The 17,384-nt window shown below is 73.1% G+C and carries 19 protein-coding genes; 11 read left to right on the top strand and 8 right to left on the bottom strand.

Annotated features, from left to right (window positions below; all coding sequences use genetic code 11):
* Positions 1-37: 37 nt before the first annotated feature.
* Both AAEP86_RS04595 and AAEP86_RS04590 read left to right on the top strand, forming a co-directional pair.
* On the top strand, positions 38-688 hold the full coding sequence (locus tag AAEP86_RS04595) for a hypothetical protein (protein ID WP_420369359.1): 651 nt from the start codon (positions 38-40) through the stop codon (positions 686-688).
* Positions 689-746: 58 nt separating this feature from the next.
* Positions 747-1,739 carry an NAD-dependent epimerase/dehydratase family protein gene (locus tag AAEP86_RS04590; RefSeq protein WP_420369358.1) on the top strand — a complete coding sequence of 331 codons (993 nt, stop codon included), beginning with the start codon at positions 747-749 and terminating at the stop codon, positions 1,737-1,739.
* Positions 1,740-1,867: 128 nt separating this feature from the next.
* Here the strand turns inward: AAEP86_RS04590 and rocD are convergent, their stop codons facing one another.
* Both rocD and ddaH read right to left on the bottom strand, forming a co-directional pair.
* Positions 1,868-3,088 carry an ornithine--oxo-acid transaminase gene (gene rocD, locus AAEP86_RS04585; RefSeq protein WP_420369357.1) on the bottom strand — a complete coding sequence of 407 codons (1,221 nt, stop codon included), beginning with the start codon at positions 3,086-3,088 and terminating at the stop codon, positions 1,868-1,870.
* Positions 3,088-3,978, bottom strand: a complete 891-nt coding sequence (gene ddaH, locus AAEP86_RS04580; RefSeq protein WP_420369356.1) for a dimethylargininase — start codon at positions 3,976-3,978, stop codon at positions 3,088-3,090. Before ddaH ends, rocD begins: the two co-directional genes overlap by 1 nt.
* 245 nt (positions 3,979-4,223) lie before the next feature.
* On the opposite strand from ddaH, the gene AAEP86_RS04575 reads away from it, so the two are divergent.
* The 5 genes from AAEP86_RS04575 to AAEP86_RS04555 all read left to right on the top strand — a co-directional run bounded on the left by AAEP86_RS04575 (position 4,224) and on the right by AAEP86_RS04555 (position 7,995).
* Positions 4,224-4,661, top strand: coding sequence for an Lrp/AsnC family transcriptional regulator (locus AAEP86_RS04575; protein WP_111114081.1), 438 nt, complete (start codon positions 4,224-4,226; stop codon positions 4,659-4,661).
* Positions 4,662-4,671: 10 nt separating this feature from the next.
* Complete coding sequence (locus AAEP86_RS04570) at positions 4,672-5,040, top strand: hypothetical protein (RefSeq protein WP_420369355.1); 369 nt, start codon at positions 4,672-4,674, stop codon at positions 5,038-5,040.
* Between the two features lie 27 nt (positions 5,041-5,067).
* Complete coding sequence (locus AAEP86_RS04565) at positions 5,068-5,901, top strand: nitroreductase family protein (RefSeq protein ID WP_420369354.1); 834 nt, start codon at positions 5,068-5,070, stop codon at positions 5,899-5,901.
* Positions 5,898-6,662, top strand: a complete 765-nt coding sequence (locus tag AAEP86_RS04560; protein WP_420369353.1) for a YqjF family protein — start codon at positions 5,898-5,900, stop codon at positions 6,660-6,662. Before AAEP86_RS04565 ends, AAEP86_RS04560 begins: the two co-directional genes overlap by 4 nt.
* A 70-nt stretch (positions 6,663-6,732) precedes the next feature.
* Positions 6,733-7,995: a phophatidylserine decarboxylase associated domain-containing protein gene (locus AAEP86_RS04555; RefSeq protein WP_420369352.1), complete on the top strand. Its 1,263-nt coding sequence runs from the start codon at positions 6,733-6,735 to the stop codon at positions 7,993-7,995.
* Positions 7,996-8,074: 79 nt separating this feature from the next.
* Here AAEP86_RS04555 and AAEP86_RS04550 read toward each other — a convergent pair whose 3' ends face one another.
* Complete coding sequence (locus tag AAEP86_RS04550; protein WP_420369351.1) at positions 8,075-8,689, bottom strand: hypothetical protein; 615 nt, start codon at positions 8,687-8,689, stop codon at positions 8,075-8,077.
* 84 nt (positions 8,690-8,773) lie between these two features.
* Between AAEP86_RS04550 and AAEP86_RS04545 the strand changes: the two genes are divergently transcribed.
* Genes AAEP86_RS04545 through AAEP86_RS04535 form a run of 3 tightly spaced genes read left to right on the top strand, consistent with a single transcriptional unit; the run spans position 8,774 to position 10,347 of the window.
* Positions 8,774-9,769, top strand: coding sequence for an SDR family oxidoreductase (locus AAEP86_RS04545; RefSeq protein ID WP_420369350.1), 996 nt, complete (start codon positions 8,774-8,776; stop codon positions 9,767-9,769).
* Positions 9,766-10,110: a hypothetical protein gene (locus AAEP86_RS04540; RefSeq protein ID WP_420369349.1), complete on the top strand. Its 345-nt coding sequence runs from the start codon at positions 9,766-9,768 to the stop codon at positions 10,108-10,110. Before AAEP86_RS04545 ends, AAEP86_RS04540 begins: the two co-directional genes overlap by 4 nt.
* A gap of 39 nt (positions 10,111-10,149) precedes the next feature.
* Positions 10,150-10,347 carry a hypothetical protein gene (locus AAEP86_RS04535; protein ID WP_420369348.1) on the top strand — a complete coding sequence of 66 codons (198 nt, stop codon included), beginning with the start codon at positions 10,150-10,152 and terminating at the stop codon, positions 10,345-10,347.
* Between the two features lie 74 nt (positions 10,348-10,421).
* On the opposite strand, the gene AAEP86_RS04530 is transcribed toward AAEP86_RS04535, so the two are convergent.
* Together AAEP86_RS04530 and AAEP86_RS04525 are read right to left on the bottom strand one after the other, a co-directional pair.
* Positions 10,422-11,165: a tyrosine-protein phosphatase gene (locus AAEP86_RS04530; protein ID WP_420369347.1), complete on the bottom strand. Its 744-nt coding sequence runs from the start codon at positions 11,163-11,165 to the stop codon at positions 10,422-10,424.
* On the bottom strand, positions 11,158-14,721 hold the full coding sequence (locus AAEP86_RS04525) for a proline dehydrogenase family protein (RefSeq protein WP_420369346.1): 3,564 nt from the start codon (positions 14,719-14,721) through the stop codon (positions 11,158-11,160). The genes AAEP86_RS04530 and AAEP86_RS04525 overlap by 8 nt, the downstream gene beginning before the upstream one ends.
* A 118-nt stretch (positions 14,722-14,839) precedes the next feature.
* Here AAEP86_RS04525 and AAEP86_RS04520 point away from each other — a divergent pair, with 118 nt between their 5' ends.
* A complete protein-coding gene (locus AAEP86_RS04520) occupies positions 14,840-15,331 on the top strand; it encodes a MarR family winged helix-turn-helix transcriptional regulator (protein WP_420369345.1) in 492 nt (163 codons plus the stop codon).
* Positions 15,332-15,374: 43 nt separating this feature from the next.
* On the opposite strand, the gene AAEP86_RS04515 is transcribed toward AAEP86_RS04520, so the two are convergent.
* Genes AAEP86_RS04515 through AAEP86_RS04505 form a run of 3 tightly spaced genes read right to left on the bottom strand, consistent with a single transcriptional unit; the run spans position 15,375 to position 17,292 of the window.
* Positions 15,375-16,094, bottom strand: a complete 720-nt coding sequence (locus AAEP86_RS04515; protein WP_420369344.1) for an anti-sigma factor family protein — start codon at positions 16,092-16,094, stop codon at positions 15,375-15,377.
* On the bottom strand, positions 16,091-16,606 hold the full coding sequence (locus tag AAEP86_RS04510) for a sigma-70 family RNA polymerase sigma factor (RefSeq protein ID WP_420369343.1): 516 nt from the start codon (positions 16,604-16,606) through the stop codon (positions 16,091-16,093). Before AAEP86_RS04510 ends, AAEP86_RS04515 begins: the two co-directional genes overlap by 4 nt.
* Positions 16,603-17,292: a YceI family protein gene (locus tag AAEP86_RS04505; RefSeq protein WP_420369342.1), complete on the bottom strand. Its 690-nt coding sequence runs from the start codon at positions 17,290-17,292 to the stop codon at positions 16,603-16,605. Before AAEP86_RS04505 ends, AAEP86_RS04510 begins: the two co-directional genes overlap by 4 nt.
* Positions 17,293-17,384 lie beyond the last annotated feature (92 nt).

Here is a 17,384-nt window from a genome sequence, read left to right as displayed (position 1 = left end):
TTCCGGGGTCTTCGTGAACAGGCTACCAGGAGGACGCGTGGTGGAGGAAGACGAGCTCGTGGTGCTGCTCACGCCGGAGCGCCTCCGGTCCTACGCAGGCTCCACAGGCGACGGACGAGCAGCACTTCGCCTCTACGAGTGGAACATGCGTGCCGCTGCTTCGGTGATGGAACTCACCGGGATGGTCGAGGTGATCACCCGGAACGCGTTCGACTGCGAACTCCGCACGTGGGCAGCAGATCGTCATTCCACCGGTTCCTGGTTCGACGTCGTGCCGCTGGATACCCGAGGACGGAGCGATCTCAGCAAGGCGCGGGTACGGGGCGGCCGAGGCGGTCGCCCACCCGAGGAACACGGGCGCGTCGTCGCCGAGCTGACGTTCGGGTTCTGGCGCTACCTCGTCGAGTCCCGGTACCTGACGACGCTCTGGACTCCGGCCCTGCACCGAGCCTTCCCTGCCGGTCCTACCGACCTGCTCACCCGTCAACGTGAGGTGCGTCGGCGGATGCAGCAGCTGCACTTCGTCCGCAACCGCGCTGCCCACCACGAACCGATCCACGAACGCGACCTGCGGCGGGACCACGACTACGCCATCGAGCTCCTGGGGTGGATCAGCCCGGCCGCTGCCGGATGGGCAGCCGACACCACGTCGCTCCGCGCGGTCCTCGCCACCCGGCCCAGCCCCTGAGGAGCAGGATCGGATGGGCGCGGTGCACTGGTGCACCGCCGGGAGCGAAGGAGCGTCCATGTCGGGACCGAGCGTGCTGTTCATCGGCGGCAGCGGGGTCATCAGTGCCTCGTGCGTCCGCGAAGCCGTCGAGCAGGGGTTCGACGTGACCGTGCTCAACCGGGGCACCACCGGGGGCAGGCCGATCCCGGACAGCGTGACGCGCCTCCAGGCCGACGTGTCGGACCGGACCGCCCTGGCGGACGTGCTCGGCGACCGCCACTTCGACGTCGTCGTCAACTGGATCGCCTTCACGCCGGACCAGGTGCAGGCCGACGTCGAGTTCTTCGCCGGGCGGACGCGGCAGTACGTCTTCATCAGCTCGGCCTCGGCGTACCAGACGCCGGCCACGCACCTGCCGATCACGGAGTCGACGCCGCTGAAGAACCCGTACTGGCAGTACTCGCGCGACAAGATCGCGTGCGAGGAGCTGCTCGTGCAGGCCTACCGCGAGCAGGACTTCCCGGTGACGATCATCCGACCGTCGCACACGTACGACGAGACGAAGCTGCCGCTCACCGGCGGGTGGACCGCAGTCGCCCGGATGCGGGCGGGGAAGCCGATCATCATCACAGGCGACGGCAGCTCGCTCTGGACGCTGACCCACAGCCGGGACTTCGCGGTCGGGTTCACCGGGCTGCTCGACCGTGCCGAGGCCATCGGTGAGGCCTTCACGATCACGAGCGACGAGGCGCCGACGTGGAACGCGATCGCCGAGGAGATCGCGGCGGCGGCCGGCGTCGACGACCTGCGGATCGTGCACGTGCCGGCGGACGCCATCAACGCCGTGGACCCGGAGTGGGGCGCCGCGCTGCTCGGCGACAAGGCGAACAGCTCGGTGTTCGACAACAGCAAGGTGCGCTCGCTCGTGCCCTGGTACCGGCCCCGCACGCCGTACCGGCACGGGGTTCGCGAGGTGATCGCCTGGTACGAGGCGCACCCGGAGGAGCAGGTCGTCGACGAGCGGCTCGACGGGTTGATGGACGAGCTGGCGGAGCGCTGGGCGGTCTGACGCGCCGGACGGACTGGCGCGCCTCGCTCAGCGGCGACGCGAAGCGTTGCGCGAGGCGCGCCGACCGAGCCTGCGAGGGAGGACGGTGCCAGCCGGCCCCGCGCCTCCCGTCCGTCGTGCGGTCGCGTCTACCGCGCGGCGAGCACCTCGCCCAGGGCGCCGATTGCAGCGCGCACCTGGTCGTCGGTGACGACGAGCGGCGGCGCGAAGCGGATGGTCGACCCGTGCGTGTCCTTCACGAGCACCCCGCGGTCGGCGAGGTCCTTCGCGATCGCCTTGCCGGTGCCGAGCGCGGGGTCGATGTCGATGCCCGCCCAGAGTCCGGCGACGCGGTGGGACACGACGCCCTTGCCGAGCAGGTCGTCGAGCAGCCCGCGCAGCAGCGGTTCGCCGTCGAGTGCCCGCTGCTGGAACGTGCCCTCGTCGAGCATCGCCACGACCTCGGCGCCGACGGCCGCCGCGAGCGGGTTGCCACCGAACGTGGAGCCGTGCTCGCCGGGGCGCAGCACCCCGAGGACCGACGCCGAGCCGACGACGGCCGACACGGGGACGATGCCGCCACCGAGCGCCTTGCCGAGCGTGATCAGGTCGGGGCGTACGCCGACGCGCTCCACCGCGAGGGTGTGACCCGTGCGGCCGAGGCCGGACTGGATCTCGTCGGCGATGAACAGCGCACCGAACTCGTCGCAGACCGCCCGGACGTCGGGGAGGTACGACGCCGGCGGGATGACCACGCCGCCCTCGCCCTGGATCGGCTCGAGCAGCACGGCGACGACGGTCTCGTCCATCGCCTCCCGCAGGGCGGCAGCGTCGCCGTACGGCACGGTCCGGAAGCCCGGCGTGTACGGCCCGAAGTCGTCCCGCGCCGACTCGTCGTCGGAGAACGAGATGATCGTGGTCGTGCGGCCGTGGAAGTTCCCGGACGCGACGATGATCGTGGCCCGGTCGGCGGGGACGCCCTTGACCCGGTAGCCCCAGGCGCGGGCGACCTTGATCGCGGACTCGACGGCCTCGGCGCCGGTGTTCATCGGCAGCACCATCTCGGTCCCGGTGAGCGACGCGAGCGCAGCGGCGAACGGCCCGAGCCGGTCGTTCACGAACGCCCGCGACGTCAGCGTGACCCGGTCGAGCTGTGCGCGGGCGGCCGCGAGCAGACGGGGGTTGCCGTGCCCGAAGTTCACCGCGGAGTACGCGGCGAGACCGTCGAGGTACTGCTTGCCGTCGACGTCCGTGACGGTCGCACCCGAGGCCGACGCGATGACGACCGGCAGGGGGCTGTAGTTGTGGGCGAGGGCACGGTCCTCGACGGCGAGCGCCGCGGCCGTGTTCGTGCCGAGCGCGGTGGCCATCAGCCGCGCGCGACCGAGTTGCCGGTCCCGACCGGGTGCAGGTCGAGCGTGCAGCACTTCACGCCGCCGCCGCCGAGCAGCAGCTCGGACAGGTCGACGCCGATCGGGTTGTAGCCCTTCTCCCGCAGCTGCGACGCGAACGTGGTGGCGCGCGAGGCGATCACGACGTTGTACCCGTCGGAGTACGAGTTGAGCCCGAGGATCGCGGCGTCCTCCTCGGTCGCGATGATCGCGTCCGGGAAGCGTTCGCGCAGGATGGCCAGGGACGGCTCGTCGAAGGCGCTCTCGAGGTAGGCGATGTTGCTCGTGCCGTCGGCGGCGGGCTCGGGGTCGAGCACGGCGATGGCGGTGTCGAGGTGGTAGAAGCTCGGGTTGATGAGCTTGAGCGTGACGACCTCGCGGCCGTAGATCGACGCGAGCTCGTCGTGCGACGTGCTGTCCGAGCGGAAGCCCGTGCCGGCGAAGATCGTGTCGCCGATCAGCAGGAAGTCACCCTCGCCCTCGTTCGTCTGCTCGGGCTCGGCCACGGTGAGCCCGGCCTGGCGGAACCAGTCCATGTACGCGGGGCCCTCGGGCTGGCGCTCCGGGTACTGGAACTTCGCGCCGTACGCGATGCCGTCGAGCACGAACCCGCCGTTGGCCGCGTAGACCATGTCCGGCAGGCCGTCGATCGGGTCGATGTACGAGATGTCGAAGCCGAGCTGCTCGTAGACGTCGACGAGGGACTGCCACTGCTCGACGGCCTTCGACGTGTCGGTCGGCTCCTCCGGGTGCATCCACGGGTTGATCCGGTAGCTCACCGTGTAGAAGTCCGGCTTGCACATGAGGATCGTCCGCTTCGTGGCGGTACGGGCCGGTGCATCGGTGGTCGCGGGTGCGGGGTTCGACATCAGTCCTCCTGGAGGGACCGGGGCCCGAGCCTGCCAGGAACCGTGAACGGAACGGGGTGAAGTGCTCCGGCGAGATGCAGGCTCACTCGCCGTAGCGGACCAGGTCGACGCCGCTGAGCAGTCTGGCACGAACGGTCCGGCGAGCGCAGCACCGCGTGCACCGGAGCGTGGCACCTGTTCAGGTGACGCACGTTTCGTGCGCCCGGCCCGCGGAGCGTGCAACAAGTCCGCGTACGATGGTGCTGATGGATTCGCTCGACCACCGCATCCTGGACCAGCTCCGGGAGAACGCCCGCGCCGGCTACGGCGACATCGGGTCGGTGGTCGGACTCTCGGCCTCGGCCGTGAAGCGTCGCGTCGACCGCCTCGTCGCCGACGGTGTGATCCAGGGCTTCACGATCAAGGTGGACCCGGCCGTCGAGGACCGCGGCACCGAGGCGTGGGTGGAGCTCTACTGCCGCGGCACGGTCTCCCCCGACGAGCTCCGCTCCCTGCTCGACACGGTGCCCGAGGTCATCGACGCCGGCACCGTCACGGGGAGCGCCGACGCCGTGGTGCACATGCGGTCGAAGGACCTGTCGGCCCTCGAGGAAGCGCTCGACAAGGTCCGCCTCGCACCGCAGGTCGACCACACGCGGTCGGCCATCGTGCTCTCCAAGCTGGTCAGTCGAGAGACCGCGTAACGTCCGGCAGATGGGACGGAACACGGCCAGGAGGCGCGGATCGCCGCCCACGACGTCGCGTCCCGCCCGTCGCCTGGTCACCGCCGCGTCCGGCGCTTACCTGGTGAACTGCCTGTGGGGCACCGCCGTCGCCGTGCGACTGATCCGGACGCGGAGGCTCCGTGTCGTGCACCACGGCCTGTTCGTCGTGACGGCGACCCTGACCGGGGTCGCCGCGAGCACCCCCGCGTGGACGCGTGACCGGTCCGCGCTGTTCCTGCTCCCGGCCCTCGTGCCGCTGGCGCTCGCTCCACGCACGAACCCCCGTGCCGGAGCACACTGGAGAGTCGCGGTCGCCGCGGCTCCGTCCTACCTGGGGGCGTTGCTCGCGCAGCGCTGACCGCGACGACGAGACACGAGGGAAGCAGTGGAGCTCTTCGAGGCGATCCGACGCCGGCGCACGACCAACGGGGCGTTCCTGCCCGACCCCGTCTCCGAGGAGCACCAGCGGTTGCTCGTGGAGCTCGCCGGCCGTGCGCCCTCGCAGCTCAACAGCCAGCCGTGGCGGTTCGTGCTCGTCGAGGAGCGCGCCACGATCGACCGCGTCGCCGAGATCAGCGGCAGCTCGATGACCCGCACGATGGCCGAGGGCACCTTCTTCGAGCGGTACAAGCCCTACTTCCGGTTCTCACAGGCCGAGATGGACGAGCGCCGCGACGGGATGCTGTTCGACAAGCTGCCGCGACCGCTCCGGCCCTTCACGAAGCAGGTGTTCACGAAGCGGGGGCAGGTCCTCATGAACACGCTGCGGGTGCCGCAGAGCCTCGGCGAGGAGAACCGGAAGCTGGTCGCCGGTTCGCCGCTGCTGCTCGGGGTCATGCTCGACCGCCACGAGTACCGGAAGGAGGAGCTGTCCGGCTTCTACTCCGTGTTCAGCATGGGTGCCGCGATGGAGAACATCTGGCTCGCGACCACCGAGCTCGGCCTCGGCATCCAGTTCGTGTCCTTCCCGATGGAGACCCCCGGTGCGTGGGAGCAGATCGAGGACCTGCTGCGCGTGCCGGAGTCGCTCGAGCTGATGGCCGTCTACCGGATCGGGTACCTGCCGCCGGAGCGTCGTCGTCCCGCGATCGACTGGACGTCGAGCGAGCGGAAGCGTCCGTCGCAGTACGTGTTCCGCGGGACCTGCGACACCCCGCAGCAGGGGTGGGACGACGCGCCCGTGGCGGGGCACATCGAACCCGGGGTGACCGCCCCGTGAGCGCGACCACGCCCGCGGGGGCCGAGCCGGGCCTCCACCCCGTCGCCCCGGGCCTGACCGGACGCCCGTGGATCGAGCAGGCCTGGCGCGACGTCGTGTTCGCGCACTGGCGCGTGGACGCGTCCGCCGTCGCGCCGCTGCTGCCGGCCGGGACCCGCCCGGACACCCTCGGCGCGGACGGCGTCGACGACGGCGCGACCACCTGGGTGGGACTGATCTGCTTCCGGTTCACCGACACGCGGTTCCCGCCCGTCTCGGTCGGGCAGGTCGGGGACTTCATCGAGGTGAACGTGCGCGTGTACACGGTCGACGAACGGGGACAGCACGGCGTCGTGTTCCTGTCGCTCGACGCCGGCAAGCTCGCGCCGACCCTCGGCGCCCGCGCTGCGACGGGCCTGCCGTACTGGTGGGCCGTGGCCGAGCAGCGACGTCCCACGCCGGACCGCGTCGCGTACGCGATGCGGCGGCACGGGACGCACCTGCGGTCGCTGCTCGACGTCCGCTTCGACGAGCAGCCCGCGGAGCCGACCGACCTCGAGGTGTTCCTGACGGCGCGGTGGGGCATGCACGTCCGACGGCTCGGTCGCACCCGGTTCTGGCCGAACGAGCACGAGACCTGGCCGCTGCACCGCGCCTCGGTGGTGTCGCTGCGGGACGACCTGGTCGGCGCGGCCGGGCTGCCGTTCGCGCTGACGGAGCTGGAACCGGACTCGGTGCTGTACTCGCCGGGCGTCTTCACCCGGTTCGGCCTCGGGCGCTGACCGCAGCCGTCCCCCGGTCCGACCGCCGACGCCCGGGCAGGACCCGGGCGGCGGCGGTACGGTCCGGGATGTGACTGGTGCATCCCATGACGTCCGCCGCCGCGCCGGGTGGCTCCCCGCCGAACAGGCCCACCTCGAGGCGTGGCTCCGAGGTCGCCGCGAGCGCCTCGCCGACCGCGATCCCGACCAGGTGCTGCACCCGGCCGTCGCCGCGCTCCGCGACGTCATCGAGTCCGACCCGGTCCTCCGCATGGAGGCGCACGAGATGATCGCGCAGGTCCCGAGCACGGGCGACTACGCCGACCGGCACCTCGAGAGCGTCGAGGAACTCCTCGAGCTGATCGACGAGGTCGTCCGGAGCGCGCCCGAGTGGGGCGAGGAGCAGATGGTCATGACCCCGCTCGACGGCGTGCTGGACTGGACCAAGTCGACGCCGGCGGGCTTCGCGTTCTACCGGGACCCGCGCGTGAACGACGCGATCCGCGAGGTCCTGCAGGCCTGGTGCACGTTCCTGTCGTCGCCCGAGTCCGCCGACGTCATCGTGGACGCGCCCGGCGGCTGGCGGAGCGACGCAGCACGACGGGCCGTCGGGATGGACCAGTTCGAGCACGACCCCGACGACGCGCGCTGGGGCTTCACCTCGTGGAACGACTTCTTCACCCGCCGCTTCCGCGACGGCGAACGGCCGGTCGCCGCGCCGGACGACGACGCCGTCGTGGCCAGCCCGTGCGAGGCGACGCCCTACCGGATCGCCGGCGGCGTCCGGCGTCGCGACGAGTTCTGGGTGAAGGCCGAGCCGTACTCGCTCGACGAGGTGCTGGCGGGCGACGAGTCCGTCGACGCCTTCGTCGGTGGCACCGTCTGGCAGGCGTTCCTGAGCGCCCTCGAGTACCACCGGTGGCACAGCCCGGTCTCGGGCACCGTCCGCAGGGCGTGGGTGCAACCGGGGACGTACTTCTCCGAGGCGGATGCGCAGGGCGAGGCGGCCGTGCTGCCGCAGCGCTCCCAGGGGTACCTGGCGCACGTCGCGACGCGGGCGATCGTCCTGATCGAGGCCGACGACCCGACGATCGGCCTGGTCGCGGTCGTGTTCGTCGGGATGTCGGACGTGTCGTCGTGCGTCATCGGCGACGGCGTCGAGGCCGGGGCGCGGGTGTCGAAGGGCGACGAGCTGGGGTACTTCCAGTTCGGCGGGTCGTCGGTCTGCGTGCTCTTCGGGGAGGGCGTCGTCGAGTCGTTCGGCCTCGGGGCGATCCCGCAGGCGCCGGACGAGGAGCCGTCCCCGCTGCGTGTCCGGTCGCACCTGGCCACCGTTCGTCGCGCCGACGACTGAGGCGGTCGGTGACCCGCGCTCCGAGCGTGCGGCGCGACGACCCGTCACCCGCGCGACGAGTGCGCGGCGCGACGACCCGTCACCCGTGCGACGAGCGCGCGAGGCGGAAGTGGACCACCGCGAGGATGCCCGCGATCACCCCGTACAGCGCACTCGGGGGTCCCCAGGTGACGGCTCGCACCCTCGGCAGGTCGGGGACGACGAACTGCAGCACGACGACGACGAGCGCGGTGACCGCCACCGCGGCACAGGCCCAGCCCACGACCAGGCGGTCGAGGCGGGGCACCGCCCTGGTGTAGCGGAACGCCTGGGGGACGCCGATGAGGAGCCCGAGGACCGTGCCGAGCAGCACGCCGACGACGAGGCTGGCGACGGCGAGGACGGCGACGGTCCCGACCCCCACCACGACCCGGACGACGTGGGCGCGCCACGATGCCCCGAGGGTCTGCTCGTCGTACGCACGCCGTCCGGACACGAGGAGCGCGACCGCGCCGACGGCGACCAGCGGGCCCGCGATCCAGCCGACGACTGCCGCGAGCGGGTCGCCGTACCCGCTCCCGAAGGCGACGACCAGCACCGCGAGGGCGAGGAGGAGCGACGGCACCAGCCACACCTCGCTGGGACGCGTCGGCGTGCCCAGCACCCAGCCGGGCGGCGCCTCGTCCGCCGTGGGCTGGTCGTCGCGCGCGTCCACCGGGCCATGATGCACCCCCGGCCACCGCTCGTCGGGGGACAGCGGCTGAGTGAGGGCGCCCGACCCCTGCGTACAACTGGGCTCATGACTCGAGTGGCAGTGGTGACCGGTGGATCCGCGGGACTGGGACGGGCGACCGTCCGGGAACTGGCGGCTCGCGGATGGGACGTCGCAGTCCTCGCCCGCGGGAAGGACGGCGTCGACGCAGCCGTCGCCGAGGTCGAGGCGGCGGGCCGGCGGGGGCTGGCGCTCATCGCCGACGTCGCCGACCGCGAGGCCGTCGAAGCCGCCGCCGACCGCGTCGAGCAGGAACTCGGACCGATCGACCTCTGGGTCAACGACGTGATGGTCGGCGTGTTCAGCCGCTTCCTCGACACCGACCCCGACGACTTCGAGCGGGCACTCCACGTCACCTACCTCGGGTGCGTGAACGGCACGCGAGCCGCTCTCTCCCGCATGGTGGCGCGTGACCGCGGCCAGGTCATCCAGGTCGGGTCCGCGCTCGGCTTCCGGGGCATCCCCCTGCAGGCCGCGTACTGCGGTGCGAAGCACGCCATCGTGGGCTTCACCGAGTCGGTCGTGGGCGAGCTGCTCCAGCAGGGCAGCGCGGTGAAGGTGTCGCGGGTCGACATGCCGGCGCTCAACACGATCCAGTTCCAGTGGGTGAAGTCGGGACTGCCGCACCAGCCGCAGCCGGTCGCGCCGATCTACCAGCCGGAGGTGGGGGCGCGCGCCATCGCCACCGTCGCCGAGCGTCCCCGCGCACGCACGTGGGTCGGCGAGTCGACGGTCTACACGATCCTCGGCAACCGGATCAGCGGGCGCTTCGCCGACTGGTACGCCGCGAAGACCCTCGTGTCCGGGCAGCAGGACCCGGCGAAGGACGGCTCGATGCTCGGCACGAACCTGTACGACCCGATCCCGGGCGACCACGGCGCACACGGCGTCTTCGACGACTCCGCGCACGCCTGGTCCCCGCAGACGTGGTGGGTCGAGCACCGCCGCGTCGGGAACGCCCTCATCGGTGCGGTCCTCGGCGCGGCCGGTGCCGTCGCCATCGCGGCGGGACGCCGCGGGTGAGCCGCTCGACGGCCCTCGGACGGCGTCGCGCCGTCGAGGCAGCCCGTGCCGGCCTCGGGGTGTGGCACCTCGTCCGGGCCCTCCGCGTCGACGACCCGCACCCCGCGCTCGACCGGGTGCTCGGCGTCCGCCAGCTGGCCCAGGCCGCCCTCGTGCTCCGGTCGGGCTCCGCGGAGGCGCACACGCTGAGTGCCCTGGTGGACGCCCTGCACGGAGCGACGATGGTGCCGCTCGCCCTCGACCCACGCCGTCGTCGGTTCGCCCTCGGGCAGGCGGTGACCGCCCTCGTGCTGACCGTCGCCGAGGTCGCGGTCGTCGGGCGGGGGCGTCGTCGCCGCTGACGGGCGGGACACCCACCGTGCAGGCGTAGCGTCCGGTGCATGAGCGACAAGGAACAGACCGAGCCCGTCATGGACGGCGCCACCGAAGCCACCAACCACGAGAAGCTGCACGGACTCATCGAGCAGGTCGACCACGACCACCACGGTGAGGGTGCCGGCGCGATGGCCGACCACCTCCGCGACCGCATGGACGAGACCGGCGTCGTCGACGAGGACGGCGGGGACACGCAGGACTGACCCCGGTCCGGTCCGGCCCGGCTCGGCCCGGTCCCACCGGCCGCGAGCCGGGTGCCCCGGTCGGGAGGCGCGGCTCACGCCACGTGCGCGCGGAACGTGCGCAGTGCCTCCAGGTCGTCGGTGTGGAGACCGGACCGCTCGACGAACCGCCCGAGGTCGAACCCGTCGAGCGCGCTCCGGAACGCGCCCTCCACCGTGGTCCCGTGTTCGGCGCAGAGCGCCTCGATCTTCCCCTCGTTGGACGGAACCCCGATCGACGCGAGCAGTGCCGGTGCGTTCTCGACGGTGACGAGGTGGTCATCGACGATCGCCTCCGGCTCGACGCCGACGATCGTCAGCAGTGCGAGCGCGACGATGCCGGTGCGGTCCCGACCGCCGGCGCAGTGGAAGAGCACGCCGCCCGCTCCCGCACGCGCGACCTCGCCCAGCGCCGCGCCGGTGCGCTCGGGCAGTTCGTCCAGGTGCGGTCCGTAGTACAGCGGCGTCCCGACCAGGCCGGTCTCCCAGTACGCCGACCAGAAGTCCGGCTCGTCGTCGAGTCCGTCGTGGTCGACGACGACCGTCGTGAGCCAGTCCGGTCGGACACCGGTGTCCTTCGCCGTCTCGGACGGCGCCCGCAGGTCGACGACGGTCCGGATGCCGGCGTCGTGCAGCGCCTGCCAACCTGCCGGCGTCAGCCGGTCGACGCTCTCGGAACGGAACACCCGGCCGGTCGGTGTCGTCCCACCACCACGGAGGGGCAGACCACCGAGGTCGCGTCCGTTGAACAGTCCCTCGGCGCGCAGCGTGCGGTCGGGTCGGGCGTCGGTGTCAGACATGCAGCTCCGTGAAGTCGGGGTCCGGGTCGCCGAAGCGGTGCGCGGTGAGGGACACGGTCTGCTCCCGCAGGAACGGCAGCATCTCGATGATCCCCGCCTCGACCACCGGGGCGTCGTGGATCGCGACGTCGACGCTCGCCCCGAGGGCCTCCTCGAGCGCGAGGGGGTCGCCGCCGACGAGTCGGATCCTCGCCCCCGGTCCGCCGAAGGCCGGGTGCGTCGGACGGTCCTGCGTCGCGAGCACGGCCTCGAGGGCGTCCTGCGGCTCGTCCTCGCCGGTGGACCAGGACTCGCGGAAGACGTCGCCGGACGCGGCCCGACGGAGGAACTCGTCGTCGGACTCGACCAGGTGGTCGACGACGTGCAGCGGTGAGCGACTCGACGCGAACAGCTGGGTGAGGGGGCCCGGGAGCGGACGGGCGCTGCTCAGCAGGACGTGTGCCCGGGCAGACGTCGCGGCGACCAGCACGCGGACGAGGTCGCCCGTGGGAGAGCCCTCGGCGTGCCGGACGATGACCGACTGCGGCCGCCAGCGCAGCACGTTCCGCTCCACCCCGAGCCCGGCCGGGTCGTGCGACACACCGAACTCGGTCTCCCGCGCACGTTGGTCGCTGCGCGCTCCGGCCCGAACCTGGTCGAACTCCTCGAACGACAGCCCGCTGCGGGCGGCCTCGATGACCGCGGTCACGCGCGGAGCCAAGCCGTGCAACTGGATGCTCTTGTGCACGGTCCGCGGCACCGGCTCCCACCGGCCGAGCGTCGCCACGTACATCGACCCGCCGACCTTCGTCCCGGTGCCGACGGCGGAGCGCTTCCAGCCGCCGAACGGCTGTCGCCCCACGACGACGCCGGTCGTCCGGCGGTTGACGTCCAGGTTGCCGGCCTGCACGCCGGCGATCCACCGCGACACCTCGTCGGCGTCGAGCGAGTGGATGCCCGCCGTCAGGCCGTGGTCCGTGCCGTTCTGGATCGCCAGTGCCTGCTCGAGGGTCTCCGCACGCATCACCCCGAGCAGCGGTGCGGAGTACTCCGTGTGGTGGAGGTCGCTGCCCGGTCGCACGCCGTCGCGGATGCCGGGCGACCACAGCCGTCCGGAGTCGTCCAACGGGGTCGGCTGCACGAGCCAGGACTCGCCCGGGCCGAGCTCGGTGAGCGCGGCACGGAGCGCCCCCGTCGGTTCCGCGACCAGGGGGCCGACCTGGGCTCCGGGGTCGTCCGGCCACGTCACCCGCAGGGACCGCGTGGCGTCGACGAGCTGGCGGCGGAACCGTTCGCTCTCACCCAGTGACCCGACGAGGATCACCAGGGACGCGGACGCGCACGACTGCCCGGCGTGCCCGAAGGCCGAGCGCACGACGTCCTGCACCGCCAGGTCGAGGTCGGCCGACGGGGTCACGACGATCGCGTTCCCGCCGCTCGTGCCGGCGGTCAGCGGCAGGCCGGCCCGCCACCACCGGAACGCCCGGGCCGTCTCGGTGGAGCCGGTCAGGACGATCCGGTCGACGGCCGGGTGCGCGATGAGGTCGCGGCCGAGTTCGTCCTCGTCGATGTCCACGAGCTGCAGCAACGAGTGCGGCACCCCGGCGTCCCAGAGCACGTCGGCGAGCAGCGCGCCGGAGCGCTTCGCCGCGGGAGCCGGCTTGAGGACGACCCCGCTGCCCGCGGCCAGGGCGGCGAGCACACCCGCGGCGGGGACCGCCACGGGAGCCGTCCACGGCGGCACGACCACGGTGAGGCGCGGCGGCACGTACCGGGCGCCGTCCCCGTCGAGGTCGGCGAGACGACGGGCGCTCTCGGCGGCGTGGTGCGCGAGGTCGATCGCCGCGCTGACCTCGGCGTCGGCGTCCCCGAGGAGCGCGCCGGTCTCGGCGACGACCACCTCGACGAGGTCCGCCCGACGGACCGCGAGCTCGTGGCCGATGAGGTCGAGCAGCTCGGCGCGGTCGGACGGGTCCTGCCGTCCCCAGTTGACGCCTGCCTGTGCGGTCCGGGTGACGATGCGTTCCAGCCGGTTCCGGTCCACGACCCGCGCGCCCCGGATCGTCTGCGCGCCGAGCTGCGAGCGTGCGACGCGCCGGAGGACGTCGAGCGCCCACGTGCGGTTGGCGGGCACGGCCGGGTCGGTGTCCGGCGCGTTCGCGAAGGCGTCCCGGAGGACCGGCTCGCCGACGGGCGCGCGGCGGTCCTGCGTGCGGTTCGACGTCGGCACCGCGGTGGGCGCGTCGAGGGCGGCGACCGCGGCGAGCCACCGGTCTCGTCCGCGCTCGAGGACGTCCTCGTGGTCCGGGTCCGCGGCTGCGGCGACGGGGCCCTCCGGGTCGGCGCTCTCCTGCAGACGGTGCACGAGGTACGGGATCGCGGCGTCGAAGCGATCCGGGTGGACCACCGGCGTGCGGAGCACGACCTGCCCGACGTCGGCGCGGACGGCGTCGGCGTGGGTGGAGGCCATGCCGAGCAGCACCTCGAACTCGACGCCGTCGGCCACCCCGCGGCGCTGCGCGAGGGTCCACGCACCGGCGATGGTGAACAGGTCGTGACCGGCGACGCCGATGCGCACCGCGTCGACGCGCTCGGGGGTCAGGGCGGCGTCGAGCATCCGGAGGCACGCGGTGTCGGCCTCGTGCCTCGTCCCCCAGGTCGCGAGCGGCCACTCGTGCAGGACCGCGTCGACCCGTTCGGTGGCGGGGAGCGCACCCGTGTCGAGTCGGACCCGGATCGGTGCGCCGCCGTCCGCCCGCCGCGCGGTCGCCCACTGCGTCAGGGACTCGAGGACCCCCGCGCTGTCGGGGAGTGCGACCGGCAGCGCGATGCCCGCTCCGAACCCGTGGAACTCGTCGCGGTCGAGCAGGCCCCGGAAGACCGCGACGGTGACCTCGAGGTCGCGGTGCGACCCGACGTCGAGGGTGACCGCCTTCGGCACCGGCGACGTCGCCGCCACCCGGAACAGCGGCACGAGCCGGTCGACCGCCCGCTCGACCGTCTGGTCGAACGCCCAGTCCGACGACGGCGGCACGAGGGAGCGCAGGGTGACGGACACCCGGTCGACGTCGTCCCGCGCCAGCAGGTCCGTCGTCGCCCGCAGTCGGCGCTCGCTCGCCTCGCTGCCGAGCACGGCCTCGTCGAGCAGGGTGACGTCCAGGAGCGTGTCGGGCCCGCGGAGCTTCGTCAGCGCCGACCCGAGCTTCGTCGGCGTCGCGTCGACGACGAGGTGCCCGGTCATCCGCCGGAGGATCTTCCGGGCCGTCGGGACCACCGCCCACGGGGCCATGGTCGCGAACCCGCCGCCGAACGTCACCGCGCCGCGGAGGTACCAGGCGAGGGAGTCGGGGACGTCGTGGCCGACCTGCTCGAGGTTCCGCGCGACGACCCGCGGGTCCTCGGGGCGGACCACCTTGTCGACGAAGCCGCGGGTGAAGTCCCGTCCCTGCTCGTCGCGGAGCACGTCCGCCAGGCGGACAGCGCCCGGCTCCGGCTTCAGCGCCGCGGACGCCGCCGTCCACCGGCGCACGAGGGCGACGGCGTCGTCGGTGCAGTCCTGCAGTCGGGCGCTCGGCATGCACTGATCGTATGCCGGGCCCCCGACCCCACCTCGGAGTCCGCCGTGTGCGCGCCGTGGGTCATCCGGACGGATGATCCTCGTCCGCGCGGGGCCCCGGGATGGATACGCTGGCCGGATGGGGAACCCTGGCGCCGACGGTCACGACTGGGCGACGTGGGACGCCTACCACGACGTCTGGCGGCGTCTCGACCGGGCCCTGGACCACGCCGTGCAACAGGGCGCCGGCATCTCGATCCCGGAGTTCGAGATCCTCATCGGCCTGCACCGCGACCCCGACCACCGCTTGCGGGTGCGCGACATCGCCGCCGGCATCGGCTGGGAGAAGTCCCGCGTCAGCCACCAGGTGACCCGCATGGTGGCGCGTGGACTGGTCGAGCGCGCCGACTGCCCGACGGACGGCCGCGGCAGCTGGGTGACGATGACGACCGTCGGTCGTCGCGCCGTGCTCGCCGGCATCCGCGCCCACACCGGTGCGCTCGAGGAGCTGTTCTGGAGGCCCGTGGGGACGGACGCGGCGACGCTGCGGTCCGTCTCCGCCCGCGTCCAGGACGCGATCGGCCCCGACCCGGAGTCGCCGCGGTCGCCCGTCACGCCCGACGCCGACTGACCGCCGCCGTCGGCGCCGCGGCCGGCGCCGTCCCCGGGGCCGGCTACAGGTCGACCGCGGCGAGCGGGTCGGCCTGCCCCCGCAGGCGCACCTGCACGCTCGCGATGTCCGTCCGCGGGACGTCGGTCGAGGCCGACAAGCCCCTGGCGTCCTCGCCGGCGGCCGTCCACGACGCCACGGTCACCGCCGTACCGTCGGTCCGGACCACGACCAGGTCGTACATCACGGAGCCGTCGGCCGCCCAGGTCCGGCCGCCGTACGAGCAGCCCCAGTCGAAGCGTGTCCCCCAGCGTTCGCCGCTGACGGCCAGGTCGACGTCGAGGCCCTGGGCGCCGGTCATGTCGTAGCGGTCCGCGACGGCCGACGCCGAGGCGGCACCGGCCTGCACGGAGCCGCGCTCCCCCGCCGTCCCGACCGCGAGCCCGCCGAGCACGGCGGCGACGACCGCGAGGCCCGCCGTGGTGGCGACCCAGACCCGACGACGACGGCGGCGGTGTCGGACGCGGTGCGCGACGGAGGCGAGCGTGCTCTCGGACCGCGAGTCGCGCCTCCCGTCCGGCTCCGCGATCTCGACCGCCTGGTCGGCCGGCAGCTTGCCGAGCAGGCCGGGCAGGCCGACGAGTTCGGCGACGGCGGCCGCACAGCGGTCGCACGTCTCGAGGTGCCGCTCGTACTCGAGTCGCTCCCCCGGCCGGAGGGAGCCGAGGACGTAGGCTGCGTCCCACTCGGCGTACTGGTCGTGTGCTGTCGGTCCGCCGCTCATCGGGTCACGCCTCGTTCCTGCAGTGCGAGCCGGAGTGCCCGCAGTCCGTAGTGCAACCGCGACTTCGCGGTGCCCTCCGGGATGTCGTGTCGTCGTGCGATCTCGGGGACGGTGTGCCCGAGCCAGTAGGCGTCCACCACCACACGGCGGTGGTCGGGCGACAGCGACGCCAGCGCGTCGGCCACCACGATCCGGTCGAGGACGGCGTCCGTCCGGTCCGCCTCGGCCCGGTCCACCGGCTGCTCGGTCCCGTGCTCACGACGGTTCCGGGCAGACCGGGCGTCGTCGACCACCAGGTTCCGGGCCACCGTGAACAGCCAGGCCCGGGCGCTGTCCGGCGCCCGTTCGAGCACCGCGGGCCGCTGCCACGCGCGCACCATCGCCTCCTGCACGACGTCCTCGACCATCGAGCCGTCCCGCGTCAGGTGCCGGACGTACCGCGTGAGCGCGTCACCGTGCTCGCGGTACAGCGTCGCGAGCAGCTCGTCGGCGGACCGGCCCGTCACGGTCACTTGCCGAGGTCGAGGGAGAACTCGACCGAGCCCTTCTCGTCCACGGTGACGAACCCGAGCGACGGAGCCGTCACGCCGTAGTCGGCGAAGGTGATCGGCACGGAGCCGGCGACCTGCACGGTGCCGCCCTCGCCGACGGCGACCTGCGCCCGGGCCGTCACGGGCTTCTCGACGCCGTGGAGGTCCATCGTCCCGGTCAGCGTGACGTCCTGCTTCGCGCCGTCCAATGCCCGCGAGACGTCGACGGGCTCCCGCAGCTCGAAGGTCGCCGTCGGGTACTCGTCGGTCTGCAGCGCAGTGGAGCGGAAGTACGCGTCACGGGCGGCCTCGGGGGTGCTGATCTTCCCGACCTGGACGGTGACGGTCGCCTTCGTGAGGGAGCCGCCGTCGACGACGGCGGTGCCCTCCACGTCCTTCGTGCGTCCGACCACGTTCACATCATTCCCCTGCAGGACCTCGTGGACGCGGTACCCGGCGAACGATCCGCTCCGGCTCGTCCACGTGCCGTCGGCGTCGTCGGCCGCCAGCGTCGCCGACGAGGTCGGGGCGAGCGACGGTGCCGCCTCGGCCTGACCGTTGACGGTGTTCGCGTAGATCACCGGGCCGGCGATCGCCGCGGCGACGGCGACGACCACGACGCCGGTCGCGGTGCCGATGATGACCTTGGTGCGTGTGCGGAGTCCCATACCCCGACGACGAGGTGGCGGCCCGGATCGTTCACCGGACCTGTCGACGACGAACGGCGCCACCCCGGGGTCGGGGTGGCGCCGTGTCGTGT

This window comes from Curtobacterium sp. L1-20 (genome assembly GCF_048755855.1).
Taxonomy (GTDB): Bacteria; Actinomycetota; Actinomycetes; order Actinomycetales; family Microbacteriaceae; genus Curtobacterium.
The sequence above is the reverse complement of the archived record's forward strand: the minus strand, read 5'-3'. Positions and strand labels throughout refer to the sequence as shown.

Excerpts from the sequence above, each read along its gene's own strand:
- ddaH (WP_420369356.1), bottom strand. The coding sequence starts at position 3,978 with ATGTCGAACCCCGCACCCGCGACCACCGATGCACCGGCCCGTACCGCC.
- AAEP86_RS04570 (WP_420369355.1), top strand. The coding sequence starts at position 4,672 with ATGGGACGGAACACGGCCAGGAGGCGCGGATCGCCGCCCACGACGTCG.
- AAEP86_RS04515 (WP_420369344.1), bottom strand. The coding sequence starts at position 16,094 with ATGAGCGGCGGACCGACAGCACACGACCAGTACGCCGAGTGGGACGCA.
- AAEP86_RS04525 (WP_420369346.1), bottom strand. The coding sequence starts at position 14,721 with ATGCCGAGCGCCCGACTGCAGGACTGCACCGACGACGCCGTCGCCCTC.
- AAEP86_RS04535 (WP_420369348.1), top strand. The coding sequence starts at position 10,150 with ATGAGCGACAAGGAACAGACCGAGCCCGTCATGGACGGCGCCACCGAA.
- AAEP86_RS04520 (WP_420369345.1), top strand. The coding sequence starts at position 14,840 with ATGGGGAACCCTGGCGCCGACGGTCACGACTGGGCGACGTGGGACGCC.
- AAEP86_RS04505 (WP_420369342.1), bottom strand. The coding sequence starts at position 17,292 with ATGGGACTCCGCACACGCACCAAGGTCATCATCGGCACCGCGACCGGC.
- AAEP86_RS04575 (WP_111114081.1), top strand. The coding sequence starts at position 4,224 with ATGGATTCGCTCGACCACCGCATCCTGGACCAGCTCCGGGAGAACGCC.
- AAEP86_RS04545 (WP_420369350.1), top strand. The coding sequence starts at position 8,774 with ATGACTCGAGTGGCAGTGGTGACCGGTGGATCCGCGGGACTGGGACGG.
- AAEP86_RS04590 (WP_420369358.1), top strand. The coding sequence starts at position 747 with ATGTCGGGACCGAGCGTGCTGTTCATCGGCGGCAGCGGGGTCATCAGT.
- AAEP86_RS04530 (WP_420369347.1), bottom strand. The coding sequence starts at position 11,165 with ATGTCTGACACCGACGCCCGACCCGACCGCACGCTGCGCGCCGAGGGA.
- rocD (WP_420369357.1), bottom strand. The coding sequence starts at position 3,088 with ATGGCCACCGCGCTCGGCACGAACACGGCCGCGGCGCTCGCCGTCGAG.